This is a genomic window from Sagittula sp., from assembly GCF_052825245.1.
Genome location: NZ_JBRBWD010000018.1, coordinates 1 through 12,182, shown reverse-complemented (window position 1 = coordinate 12,182; position 12,182 = coordinate 1). Strand labels below are relative to the sequence as shown.

Below are 12,182 nucleotides of genomic sequence, written 5' to 3'. Positions count from 1 at the left end.
TTCGACGGATGTGGGGCGGGGCAGGGTGCCCTTGCGATGCATCTCGTCGATGGCCCGTTGAACGATGACGTGCGCCCGGGCCTCAAGGGCGAGGGGACGGGTTTCTTCCTCAAGCTCGGCACCAGCCAGCGCCCTTTCGATGTCGCGGGGGCGCGTGTTGTGTCCTTCGATCAGGTTGGAGTAGTAGCAGTTCATCACACGGACGAGATCGGCAAGTTCGGCTGCGCTGTCAGGATGCAACCCTTGTCCCAGCCCGGTGGCTTGCCTCTGGATGTCGACCGAAAGGTCTGCCAGTTCTGTAGGAATATGCTCCTCAAAGAAGCAGGGTTCGATCCTGGCGGGTGTCTCCAGCATTTTGCCGATCTTCCATGTTTGCAAAGTAATTGAAAAATAAACACATTTCGTACTTTCAAGCAAGGTTTTGCCGATATGCGTTGCCGATCTTGGCTGCCGATCTAGAATTGCTGCATGAAATCAATGGCTTCGGCAGAAGGGCCGGGCTTTTCGGTTTTGTTGTGTGCCCAAAAGGGCCGGAAAAAGAGAAAGTGTTCTTCGGGTTTTGTGACTGACGGATGAGGGCCTTTGGGGTCCCTCAGATGGGTCCGGGCCGGATTCCGGTCTGTCTTTCCTGATGAAGGGCATTCCGATGCAAACAGGTGTCTTGCGCGTGTTACGCGCGACCGCTGCCTCGTGGTGGCGGCACAAGGAACTACGCCGAACTGGCCAGACGGGCCAGGCACTGCAGCTCGAGCGCGAGACCGTCCTGCGTGATCTCGGCTATCTCAGGCAGGCGGCGACGCTGCCGAATGCCCATGTGATCTGCGGAGAGGGCGGCACGTTCATCCATCTCGGTTGGACCACCGTCTCGACCCTCGCGCCGATCGAGCGCTTTCCCTTGGCCGCCCTCGCGGTCGCACGAGGAACCCCGTTCATCGATATCCGACCCATCAGTGACTTCATCGCCTTCGCGAACTTGCCGCGGGTGACGCGGGACGGATCGGTCGACCCTGAACCTTGGGGGCCTGGCAAGTCCGTCTCGCTGATCACCTACATCGACATGGTCGAACAGCTTGGCGTGAGCATCACCAATGATCCGCGGCCCCGTCAGTCAGCCTGATCACCATTCCCTCTCACCAAAACTCGAAAGGAGGCCAGCCATGGCCCGATCCCGCACGCCCAAATTCGATGCCTCCGAGGTCATCACAAACGAAATCATCCGCATCATCGAGCGCGGCGTCCTGCCGTGGCGCAAGCCATGGACCGCAGGGGGCAGCTCTCGTCCCCTGCGCGTGGGCGGTGAACCCTACCAGGGGGTGAACAACTTCCTGCTGACGATGCGGACCGTGATGGCGGGCCACAGCTCACCTTTCTGGATGACGCTGCCGCAAGCCAATGCGTTGGACGCAAAGGTCCGCAAGGGCGAAAAGTCCTCTGTCGTCGTTTACTACGGTCAAAGCCGGAGGGATGCCGGCGATGAGGATGACCGCAGCGACGGGGATGATCGCTCCGAGGAAGCCCGCATCTTCCGCTTCCAGAAATCCTACCGCGTGTTCAATGCCTGCCAGATCGAGGGCTTGCCAGACAGTTTCTTCCCAGATCCGGAGCCGACACCCGAACATTCGCCGTCCGAGCCCATCCCGCATATGCAGGCGTTTTTCGACGCCATCGACATCACGACCGTCTTCACGGGGACGGAAGCCTACTATCTGCCACCCGTGGACAAGGTCTTCATGCCGCCCATCACGCGGTTCGAGAACCCGCGCAATTTCTACGGGGTCTGGGCGCATGAGCTCGCCCATGCCACAAAGGCGCGCCATCGGCTGAACCGCGATTACGGCCTGTCACGCTTCGGCAACACGGCCTATGCCCGCGAAGAGATCGTCGCCTTATCTTGACAGTCTGCACCGCATGCCACCTTGCCGTAGGATGGGTGACAGGCGTTGACGGTAGGCAGTTTTCAGGCTGGCCGCCGCGCTTACCAAAGAGCTGGCGGCGGCCAGCCTGAGAACTGCCGGGCCGAAGCGTGCGCCGGGTGGGGGCATGGGGAGGGTTTTGCGCTGGTGTCGATTATTTCTGTTTGCGAGCGTCGCGAGGCCGGGGGTCTCGCCGCGCATGTGCCGTTGATCCTGCGCGGCGACGCGCTCTACGACCCCGATCTGGATCGCTTCTTTCTCGACCTGCCGCTATCGGGGATTCGATCGCGGCATTCGCTTCGCGCCCAGGCCTATGATGTGACAGTCTGGCTTCGCTTTCTCGATGCTTGCGGCAAGACCGTATGGGCTGCGACCCGCGACGATGTCGAGGCTTATCATCGTGCGCGTCGGCGCGGCGATGCTGGTCAGCGGATCACGGCGGCAAGCTGGAACAGGGCCGTCGCCAGCCTTGATCGCCTCTATCGCTGGGGCGAGCGGCAAGGGCTGATCGCCGAGGCACCGTTCAACCGTCGTGCCGTGTGGCGACCGGCGCAGGGTGGACGTCGCGGAATGATCGCCGCGCGCAACGACGCCTATGAACGTGTTGCGAAGCGGTCGGATGTCCGGTTCGTCACGATGGACGACTACCGCATCTTCCGCGAGGTCGGTCTGCGCGGCCTCGCGCCTGACGGCAGCGAACGCCCCGGCGCACGTGATCGGAACGGATTGCGCAACGCGCTCTTCGCCGATCTGCTCGTCACGACAGGTTTGCGACTGGAAGAAGCCTCAGGTCTGCTCTCCGGTGATCTCGCGGTCATTGTTCCGGACGGCGATGAGAACCGGCAGCTCTGGTTGCGCCTGCCGCCGCCGCTCACCAAGGGCGATCGCGGACGAAGTGTTCTGGTCCCACGCCGGCTGCTTCGTCAGATCGCGGCCTATATCGATGTCGAGCGCGCGGCAGGCGCGGCCAAATTCGTCGCGCGCAATGGCGCGGCGCGCTTTGACCGGCCGATCCATATCACCGACGCCGGTCTCGACCGCATGCGCGATGTCTGCACGCCAGAGGAACGATGCCGTCTGATCCTGTGCAACGAGAACGGAACGCCGCGCGAGCCCGCGGCGCTATGGCTGACCGAGGTCGGACAGCCCGTTCGACCCAATTCCTGGGAGGTGATCTTCGCCCGCGCCTGCAAGCGCTGTAGAGACTATGGTTTCTCGTTGTCGATCAGCCCGCACCAGCTGCGCCACACCTTCGCGGTCCATATGCTCGCTTTGCTGATCCAGGAGCGTCTGCGCGAAGCCGCATTGCCGGCGGGGCCGATGGAGAGCTACCGGCTGATCCTGGGCGACCCGCTGCAGCAGGTGCAACGCCTGCTCGGCCACGCGAGCCTCGCCACCACCTATATCTATCTCGACCATATCGCGACCCGCGCCGATACGGTGGATTCGGCGGTCGAGAAGTTGCTGGCACTGCTGCCGGGACCGCAGGGCGCATGAGCGGGCGTCCCCGCAAGGGCAGGCCCGTTGCTTTCGCGCGCGTCACGCCGGAGCGAGCCAAGCCCGATCCGGTGCTCGGCCTCAGGTTCGTCATCGAGGCGCGGCATGGCGGGACCGTCCTGGTTGACATGACCAATCTCGATCCTCGTCCGCTCGCTATCGCCTTTGCCAGCGCGTTGCGCCGGTCGGCCGCGCTCGGCGGCCCGATCGGTGCGGCCAGCGTCATCAAACAGTATGTAAACTCCTATCGCCGTTTCTTCACCTGGCTTTCCGATGAGGCGGGGGAAGTGGACGGGCCCGAAGACATGCGCGCAGCCCATGTCGAGGGTTTCGCATCGGCACTCGAACGCGGGGGAATGGGCGCGATCTACCGGCATGTGACGGTCAGCAAGATCGTCAATACGCTGCGTGCGATAGAGGCGGATCGGCCCGACAGTATCACGCCCGACCTCCATGAGCGGTTGCGCTATACAATGGCGACCTCGGCGGAACGCTCGACCCCGCGTGATGCCTACAGCCCCTTCGTCGCCCGTGCGCTGCGCGACGCGGCCCGTACGGACGTGGAAGCGATATTCCGCCGGATCGGCACCGAGGATCGGACCGATGAGGGCGATCCGGTCATTGCCGGAGCGCGGGCCGATGTCGAAGCTCTCATCGCGCGCGATGGAGCCGTTCGGACCGAGAGCGTCGAGTTGCGCCGTCTCTATTTCATGCGCTTGCGGCGCGGTTTGCCGATCAGCACGCTGATCGACGACCTGCATCGTCGGCATCATCTGCACGTCACCGATCTGCCGCCATTGCTCGTGCTGCTTGCTCTCGATACCGGCCTCGAGCCGGAATGCCTGAAGGCGCTGACGGTCGATTGCCTGGCCAATCCCTCCGCCGGAACCGTCGAACTGCGATACCTGAAGCGACGCGCCGGCGCCGCCGGGCACAAGAGCATGCGCGTGCGCGACGGCGGCCTCGGCACGCCGGGTGGCCTTCTCCGCCGGCTGATCGAGATCACGACCGTCGCCCGTCAGCATCTGCCCACCGATTGTCTCTGGGTTTACCACAGCGTCGGCGGTCTCCATGCCGGCATCCGTCATCCGCGCGAACGCCTCGACGCCTGGGTGGCACGGCACCGGATTGTCGATGAGGACGGCAAGCCGCTCCATCTTCTGCTGTCCCGGCTTCGCAAAACCCACAAGGCGCTGTGGTACACCAAAACTGAGGGGTACATCGCCCGCTTCGCGGTCGGCCACACGCCCGAGGTCGCGGCGCGCCACTACGCCGATCTGCCATCGCTGCGGCCCCTGCACGAGGCCACCGTCGCCGATGCCTTCCGCGACGCTGTTGTCGCCGCGATGCCGACCATCCTCGCGCCAGCAGCCGAGAAGACGCTGCGCGAAGCGCCCGAACAGGCCGGGCCGCTGATGCCGCCGGATGCGGTCGGTTCCATTCTCGATGGGGAGCAGGATCTCTGGCTCGCCGCCTGCGCGGGGTTCCATAGCAGCCCCTTCGCCGAGGCCGGCTCGCCATGCCAACAGCCGTTCTGGGGATGCCTCCATTGCCCCAACGCCGTCATCACCGCCCGCAAGCTCCCCGCGATCATGGCCTTCCTGTCCTTCGTCGAAGACCAGCGGCAGGGGCTTCCCGGTCCCGACTGGATGGTCAAGTTCGGGCAGGTTCATGCCCGGATCGTCCATCAGATCTTGCCCGCGTTTTCCGATGCCGTTGTCGCCGAAGCGCGGTTACGCGCCGGGGAGGAGCGCCTCTATCTGCCTCCCGAGGCGCGCGCATGACCGCGCCCGCCCTTGCTCGCGCTCCCGCGTTCGACGATCGGCCCGTGCTGGCGTGCGCGCCGCTCAAGCCGGGCCATGCCCGCGAGGACCTGTCGCGCGTCGGCGATCCAAGCTGGGATCTGGGTCCGGCCGTCTTCCGCGAGAACGCCCGGCGCTGCCACGTCACCGTGCATTTCGACGTGCTGGAAGATGCCGATGTGCAGGCAATGATGCGCGCCTATCTCTATGCGCGTCTCAATGTCGACCTTCCCGGCCATCGTCCGAAGCTGCCGCCCAGCTGTGTGCGGCAGGCGTTCAACCGGGCGCGGCGCTTCTTCGCCTTCGTCCGCGAACGATTGGGCGCGCTGGACCTTGCCCGCATTGATCCTCCGCTGATCGACGCCTATGCGCGGCATCTCCGAGAGGACCCGGCAAGGCGGCCCGTCATTGTCGGGCAGCTTCTCGAGATCGTCATCGACTTCTATCTCTACCGTGAGCACCTTCCCGCCGGCGGCTTGTCGTTCGAACCGTGGGACGGACGGCCACCCGCACGCGTCGCGGGCTATCGTCATGTTCCCGAGAACCGGACCCCGCGCATCCCCGAGCCGATCATTGCGCCGCTTCTGGCATGGTCGCTGCGCTACATCACGGTATTCGCAGGGGACATTCTCGCCGCCCGGCGTGAGCTTTCCCGGCTCGAAGCGCGCCGCGACCGGCTTTTCGTTGCGGAACAGGGATTGCCGCATGCGGAGCGCCGCCGCCGGCAACGGCAGCGACTGGCGCGCTATTTCCGGTCCCGCGCGCGGCAGGGTCGGGGCGTGCCGGTCTGGGCAAGCCCGCCCAACGGTTCCGCATCCGTCGATCCGGTAAGCGGGGAGCTTCTGCCCGTCGTCAACGTGCAGCTTCTGCATCTTCACGTAGGGGTCGATGCCGCCAGGGAGCCGGCGATGCATCTCGCTCTCGCCGGCGGCGCGTCCGATCTCATCGCTGCCGCCATCGCGGATATCGGGATCGAACCCGGCGGCATGGATACGCCGATCTCGGTCGATGCCGATCTCGGCCGGCCATGGCGGCTCCGCTTCGATGCCAAATCCCTCGTCCTGGAAGAGCGCATGCTGCAGGCAGCGGCTTATGTGGTCTGCGCCTATCTGACCGGTATGCGCGATTGTGAGGTGCAGGCGATGCGCCGGGGATGCCTGACGCTTGCGCGCAGCGAGGACGGCACCGTGTCACGACACCGCGTCCGTTCCACCGCCTACAAGGGAAAGGGGGCCCGGGGAGCGCCGGCAGAGTGGGTGACCATCGAGCCCGTCGCCGATGCGATCGGGGTGCTCGAACAGTTGACCCGGCGCGCGGCTGTTGCCCATGGTCTCGATACGCTCTGGCCTGTGCTGTCAGTGACGCGAAGTAGCAAACCGCACGTCTCCGCCGAGATCGTGCGCCAGATCAACGCCTATCGTGACCACCTGAACAGGCTGTTCGGGACGGAAGAGGCGCCCGCCATACCGCCCGGGCCGGACGGCAAGCCCTGGCGGATCACGACCCGCCAGTTTCGTCGCACGATCGCATGGCACATCGCAAACCGTCCTTTCGGAACGGTGGCCGGCATGATCCAGTACAAGCATGCATCCGTCGCCGCGTTCGAAGGCTACGCGGGTAGCAGCGCCTCGGGTTTCCGCGCCGAGGTCGAGGCGCAACGTCGGCTCGGCCAGATCGATGATCTGCTCGAGTATTTCGACAGGCGGCGCGGCGGGGCCGACCTTGGTGGGCCGGCCGGTCCTCGTGTCGCGCGTACCCTCGACGAGACAGCCACCGAGCTTGGGCCATTGCCGCCGATGATCGCCGACCGGTCTCGTCTGCGCACCATGCTCGCCAGTCTGGCCCGCACCCTGCATGTCGGACCGCTTGCCGATTGCTTCTTCGATCCGGCAACCGCCCTGTGCCTCAAGCGCGTGACAGATGCCGCGGCAGACCGCCCATTGACAGCACTTTGTGAACCGACCCGCTGCCCGAACGCCTGCATCGCGGAACATCACAGGCCCGTCTGGGAGCGGAGTGCCGATGAGGCACGCATGTTGCTGCGCGAGAAGCGGTTGCCCGGATTGCAGCGGACCGCGCTCCAGCAGGAGGTTGACCGGATCGAGGGTGTGCTGGCCCGGATCGCGCCCGAGGGCGCGACGCCGCCCGTTCGGGCGGCGGTAAAGGGAGAGGAAGCTTGGGATCGGGGTGAGTGACGGGATGAGGAGAGCGGGAGAGGCCTGCTCCGCCCGTCCTGGAGACCTGTCATGTCCCGATCTTCCTCATCGGCCGGGCGCGCCGATGTTTATAATCGTATCACCACCGAGATCATCGCCGCCATCGAGGCCGGCGCCGGCGACTGGCGTGCGCCCTGGTTCCACAACGGGAGCAGCATAGCGCGTCCGACCAACGTTTCATCCGGCAAGCGCTATCGCGGCATAAACACGTTGGCGCTCTGGGCCACGGGCTTTGCCGCCGGATATGGCGACGGTATCTGGGGAACGTACAAGCAATGGCAGGATGCTGGCGCGCAGGTGCGTAAAGGAGAACGCTCCACCACGGTCGTCTTGTGGAGGGAGATCAAGGTTTCCCAGCAGGCCGACGACGATGACGATGATGACGGGCATCGACGGATGTTCGCCCGCGCATTTTCTGTCTTCAATATCGCTCAGGTGGACGGGTACGAGCGCCCGGCGACCCCTGTGCTGCCCGAGGCTGAACGCCTTGCCCATGCGGAAGCGTTCATCACAAACTTGGGCGTCAAGACGGAGTTCGGTGGATCGGAAGCCTATTACCGCCCGTCGGCCGACACCGTGTTCATGCCGCAGTTCACTTCGTTTCGCGATGCCGCGTCATTCTACGGTGTCTGGCTACACGAGAACGGTCACGCCAGTGGCGCAAAGCACAGGCTCGACCGCGATCTTTCCGGTCGCTTTGGTTCGGCCGCCTATGCCGCCGAAGAATGCTGTGTGGAAATTCTCAGCGGGCTCGTCTTGGCAGACCTCGGGATCGCCCACCATCCGCGCCCCGATCATGCCGCCTATATTGCCTCGTGGCTCAAGGTCCTAAAAGACGACCCCAAGGCCATCTTCACCGCCGCCAGCAAGGCGCAGCAGGCGGCCGACTGGATGCATGCGCAGCAGCCCCATGCAGAGGAGGTAGCGGCATGACCAAAACCGTTCTCATTGCCGGAAAATTTCAGAATGGGGCTGGACTGTCAGGATATGTGGCCGAGCTGACCTCGGTGTTCCTTGGCCAGACGCTCGGCTTCACGGCCCATACGCTCGAGATCAACGCGGCGTATCTCTACAACTGGCTGCGCGTTCTGCGCTCTGACAAGAACGCGATCTTCAAGCACGCCGCTGATGCGCAGCGCGCCTGCGACTACCTGATCGCCAGATCGGAGGCGGGTAGGGCAGGGGCGAGCACCCAGGCCGCCTGATTGCACAAAGGCCGGAGACTCCCATGTCACGCAAGGAACCCAAGACGCTGCGGGTGGCCTGCTTCGCTGACGGCCGCCGCAAGATCATCACATTCAAGCGCGGTGCCTATTGGTGGAGCGCTGCCGAGGGCGCTTATCCGCTCTCGGCAGCGCTCGAGAGCATCAAAGAACAAGGCGGCTGGATCGAAACCATCCCCAACCCGAATTACAGACCCAAAGGGCTGTTCGGGTAGGGCGCCTTCGGCCTCGATTCATCCGCCAAGCGGAAAAGAAAAAGCGGGCTTTGGATTGGGTGTTTCAACTTCTCAAAGGAGAGCCCCATGACCATCACAGCACAACCCCAGACAGACCGCCCTGATCCGAGTGTGATTGCAGCGCAGAACGACGCGTTTCGCAAGCTTGCCTGCCTCGGAATACCGCCCGCGCAGTCCATCCAGGGCCGCATGCATGTGACCCGCTCGCTTATGGAGGCCGGCGACGGCTTCATGGCCGAGGCCGTGAAGGCCACGGGCATGTTCGACACGTTCGAACCCGAAAATGACCCCGAGGGATGGCGCGATTTCGGGGCGGTCGAGGTCCGCGGCGAGACCGTGTTCTGGAAGATTGATCTCTATGAAGCGGATTCCGATTTCCGCTACGGGGCCGAAGCCCCGGACAATCCCGCCACCACCATGCGCGTGCTGACGATCATGATGGCGCGCGACTGGTAGGGCAGGGGCTCTTCCCAAGAAAACCCATTCGCAAACTCAAGGTCCGCTGACCCCTCAAAAGGGAGAGCGGGCCTTTTGTCCTTGTGATCCCCGGATCCGGGGATTGGCCGCACATTTGAATGCGCGGGCCGCTCCAAACCCACCGAAAAGGAAACCCCATGACCACAAGCTTCAAACCCGTCTCCGTCGCTATTGGCGATCTGACAGCCCACCCCGCCAATGTGCGCAGCAACTCCCCGGAAACCTATGACCCCGAAAACATCGCCCATCTGAAGGCCAGTATCGCTGTGCTGGGCCTGCTCCAGCCGCTTCTGGTTCAGAAGCTTGACGGCAAATATGCTGTCCTCGCCGGTGGCCGGCGCCATGCAGCCCTGAAGGAGCTGATCGCTGACAAGGCCAGCAAGGGATTCACGGCGAAAACCAAGGTCGACTGCCGCCTTGTCCCTGAGGAGTGCGACGTCACCACGGCGCTGTCGCTCGCCGAGAACATCACCCAGGCACCGATGAATGCCATCGACGAGTTCGAGGCCTTCGCCCGGATGATGGAGGTCGACGGCCAGACGCCCGAGACGATCGCAAAGACCTTCGGCGCCACGGTGGCGGCCGTGAAAGGCCGGTTGCGCTATGGCCTTATCCACCCCGACATCCGCGCCGCGGCCCGGGGCAAGGTGATCACGCTCGACACGATGAAAGCCTTCGCCGAGCACCCGAGCCAGGAGGCGCAGCGCGAGGTCTTCGAGGCGCTCACGAAGGACGGCGGCTATCTGCAGGCCTACACGGTCCGTCAGGCGCTCAAATCCCGCGGTGTGCAGGTCAGCGATGATATCGGGGCTTTCGTGCGCGCGGACTACGAGGCCCGCGGCGGCGCCGTCGCGGCTGACCTTCTGGAAGAGCATTCCGTGCTGGAGGATGCAGCGCTGGTCGAAACCATCCTGCTCGAGAAGCTCGGTGCCGCCGCCGAAGAGGCCCGCATAAAGCTGGGCTTTGCCTGGGCCGATGCGATGGTCCGCTATGATTACGCGACCATGGCCGACTACGGCCACGTTTATCCCGGCCCGATCGAGCCTGATGAGGCTGCGCAAAAGCGCATCGATGAGATCACCGCCGAACTCGAGAAACTGCAGCTCGAGATGGAGGATGAGGGGCTCGAGGACGGTGCCTACAACGCGCTTTACGAGCGCGTGGACGCCTTGGAAGAGGAAGCCCGCGACCTGCAGGAGGCCTACAGCGCCGAGGACTTGGCCCGTGCAGGCGTGGTCGCGTCCTGGTCGAGTGGTCAGGTGATGCTCCATATCGGCCTCGTACGCCCGGAGGACACCGTAAAAGCGGAGGGCACGCGCGGCGCCTCGAGTAACCAGACGGGGGAAGAGGCCCCTGACCCGGGCGAGATCAGCTACCCGGCCTCGCTGGCTGAGGACCTCAAGACCGAGCGAGCCATGGCGCTTGGGGCCGCGATGGCGCTGCATCCGGAGGCCACGCTGGATCTGACGCTCTTCAAGCTGGTCAGTGACGTTCTGGCCAGCGGCATGAGTGTCACGCAGGCGATCAAGATCGATGCCCGCAAGGAATACCGCAGCCATGCCAAGATGGACGAGATCGACGAGACCTCGCTCGAGCAGGTGGCGGCGGCGCATGATGCACTTGATCTCTCCTGGCTCGATGACGCCCGCGCGCCCGCCGATCAGTTCGCGGCGTTTCGCGCGCTGGAGGCCGGCGAGAAGGCCAAGCTCGTGGCCTATGCCACGGCCAGCACCACGCAGTCCTGCTTCGCGCGGGACCGCCAGCGCGACAGCCTGATGCATGCGTTCGAGATCGAGATCATGCCCGACATCCGCGCCCACTGGACGCCGAATGCGGCGCTCTTCAACCGCTTCAAGAAGGCATGGCTCCTGAAAATCCTCGGCGAGGATCTGGGTCTCGCCCAGGAGGCGGTGACACTGGCCTCTTCGAGCAAGAAGGAGATCGTCACCTTCTGCGACAAGCTCTTTGCCGAGCCCTTCGCCACGCTGACGGACGCGCAGCGCGCTGCCGTGGCCGCCTGGTGCCCGCCCATGATGCAGACCGCCGGTGTCGCCCGTGATGAGGCGGAGCCCGCTGCGGAAACCCCCGAGCCTGACGGCGAGGTCGCGCAAGCGGCTTGAGTCCTCATGCGACCCGCGCGAAGTATTTCGCGCGCGCGGGTCGATCCTCTCATACCCAACGGAAAGACATCTCCATGGCTATTCTCAAGTTCTCTGCCTCCGCTGTCGCGGCGCAAATTGCCCATGCGCGCGCCTGCAAAACCTTCCTGCCCAACTGGAACGGACCCGTGGACAGGCCCGCCCTGATCCTCATCGTCGGCAATGGTGTGCATCTGCGCTCCAACGGCATCGATGGCACGACCACCCATATCGTTACCACCGAGCAGGCCGATCCTTCCTTCGCCTTCGCCGACGGCATGAACCCGTTTCGGGACACCGACTGGATGGCGCAGCGCCGCATGGCGTTTCGTGATCTGACCGGCCAGTTCTACACCGACATCCTGGATGACGTGCAGGTGCTCATCGACCGGGGGCGAGGGGCCATCCGGCTCGCCACCGATGGCCACAGCATCCGCGTCTTCGTGCGCCGGGCCTCGGATTATCTCATCGGCGGAACCTACGAAGTGCCCTCGGGCCTCGGCGGCACCTTCCGGGTTATCCTCAAGGATGCCTGCGATACCTTCGCGATCGTGCAGAACTGCGGCAATTGCGAGGATTTCGACGCCATGCAGCCCTACCGCGTGCCGCTCGATGCGCTGATGGAAATCGATGACCGGAGGGCGGCGTGATGGGTTGGCTCTTCTATACCGATCGCCGCG

At 64.4% G+C, this 12,182-nt stretch carries 9 protein-coding genes and 3 pseudogenes; 11 read left to right on the top strand and 1 reads right to left on the bottom strand.

Going from position 1 to position 12,182, the window contains the following annotated elements; translation table 11 throughout:
• Window positions 1–354 (bottom strand): annotated as a pseudogene (locus ACU0DV_RS06890) (Fic family protein); the annotation flags it as partial.
• Window positions 355–631: 277 nt separating this feature from the next.
• On the opposite strand from ACU0DV_RS06890, the gene ACU0DV_RS06885 reads away from it, so the two are divergent.
• From ACU0DV_RS06885 to ACU0DV_RS06835, 11 genes and pseudogenes are all read left to right on the top strand, one after another.
• The gene (locus ACU0DV_RS06885; RefSeq protein WP_149789500.1) at window positions 632–1,117 is read left to right on the top strand and encodes a hypothetical protein; all 486 of its coding nucleotides are present in this window, start codon (window positions 632–634) and stop codon (window positions 1,115–1,117) included.
• Window positions 1,118–1,157: 40 nt separating this feature from the next.
• Window positions 1,158–1,886 (top strand): annotated as a pseudogene (locus ACU0DV_RS06880) (ArdC family protein); the annotation flags it as partial.
• A 174-nt stretch (window positions 1,887–2,060) separates the two neighbouring features.
• Window positions 2,061–3,410: a tyrosine-type recombinase/integrase gene (locus ACU0DV_RS06875; RefSeq protein ID WP_028093973.1), complete on the top strand. Its 1,350-nt coding sequence runs from the start codon at window positions 2,061–2,063 to the stop codon at window positions 3,408–3,410.
• Window positions 3,407–5,194, top strand: coding sequence for a hypothetical protein (locus tag ACU0DV_RS06870; RefSeq protein WP_028093972.1), 1,788 nt, complete (start codon window positions 3,407–3,409; stop codon window positions 5,192–5,194). Before ACU0DV_RS06875 ends, ACU0DV_RS06870 begins: the two co-directional genes overlap by 4 nt.
• Entirely contained in the window at window positions 5,191–7,407 is a 2,217-nt protein-coding gene (locus ACU0DV_RS06865) for an integrase (protein ID WP_028093971.1), read from the top strand. Before ACU0DV_RS06870 ends, ACU0DV_RS06865 begins: the two co-directional genes overlap by 4 nt.
• A 51-nt stretch (window positions 7,408–7,458) precedes the next feature.
• Entirely contained in the window at window positions 7,459–8,361 is a 903-nt protein-coding gene (locus tag ACU0DV_RS06860; protein ID WP_028093970.1) for an ArdC family protein, read from the top strand.
• A 56-nt stretch (window positions 8,362–8,417) separates the two neighbouring features.
• Window positions 8,418–8,633: pseudogene (locus ACU0DV_RS06855) on the top strand (zincin-like metallopeptidase domain-containing protein); the annotation flags it as partial.
• Between the two features lie 23 nt (window positions 8,634–8,656).
• Window positions 8,657–8,866 carry a DUF6330 family protein gene (locus ACU0DV_RS06850; protein ID WP_149789827.1) on the top strand — a complete coding sequence of 70 codons (210 nt, stop codon included), beginning with the start codon at window positions 8,657–8,659 and terminating at the stop codon, window positions 8,864–8,866.
• Between the two features lie 87 nt (window positions 8,867–8,953).
• Complete coding sequence (locus tag ACU0DV_RS06845) at window positions 8,954–9,343, top strand: DUF3768 domain-containing protein (RefSeq protein WP_446239210.1); 390 nt, start codon at window positions 8,954–8,956, stop codon at window positions 9,341–9,343.
• A gap of 158 nt (window positions 9,344–9,501) precedes the next feature.
• Window positions 9,502–11,484, top strand: a complete 1,983-nt coding sequence (locus ACU0DV_RS06840; RefSeq protein WP_446273535.1) for a ParB/RepB/Spo0J family partition protein — start codon at window positions 9,502–9,504, stop codon at window positions 11,482–11,484.
• A gap of 74 nt (window positions 11,485–11,558) precedes the next feature.
• A complete protein-coding gene (locus ACU0DV_RS06835; RefSeq protein ID WP_149789824.1) occupies window positions 11,559–12,152 on the top strand; it encodes a regulator in 594 nt (197 codons plus the stop codon).
• Window positions 12,153–12,182 lie beyond the last annotated feature (30 nt).

Bases quoted from the DNA above. Each gene is read 5' to 3' on its own strand.
- ACU0DV_RS06885 (WP_149789500.1), top strand. From the start codon at position 632: ATGAAGGGCATTCCGATGCAAACAGGTGTCTTGCGCGTGTTACGCGCG.
- ACU0DV_RS06870 (WP_028093972.1), top strand. From the start codon at position 3,407: ATGAGCGGGCGTCCCCGCAAGGGCAGGCCCGTTGCTTTCGCGCGCGTC.
- ACU0DV_RS06865 (WP_028093971.1), top strand. From the start codon at position 5,191: ATGACCGCGCCCGCCCTTGCTCGCGCTCCCGCGTTCGACGATCGGCCC.
- ACU0DV_RS06860 (WP_028093970.1), top strand. From the start codon at position 7,459: ATGTCCCGATCTTCCTCATCGGCCGGGCGCGCCGATGTTTATAATCGT.
- ACU0DV_RS06850 (WP_149789827.1), top strand. From the start codon at position 8,657: ATGTCACGCAAGGAACCCAAGACGCTGCGGGTGGCCTGCTTCGCTGAC.
- ACU0DV_RS06845 (WP_446239210.1), top strand. From the start codon at position 8,954: ATGACCATCACAGCACAACCCCAGACAGACCGCCCTGATCCGAGTGTG.
- ACU0DV_RS06840 (WP_446273535.1), top strand. From the start codon at position 9,502: ATGACCACAAGCTTCAAACCCGTCTCCGTCGCTATTGGCGATCTGACA.
- ACU0DV_RS06835 (WP_149789824.1), top strand. From the start codon at position 11,559: ATGGCTATTCTCAAGTTCTCTGCCTCCGCTGTCGCGGCGCAAATTGCC.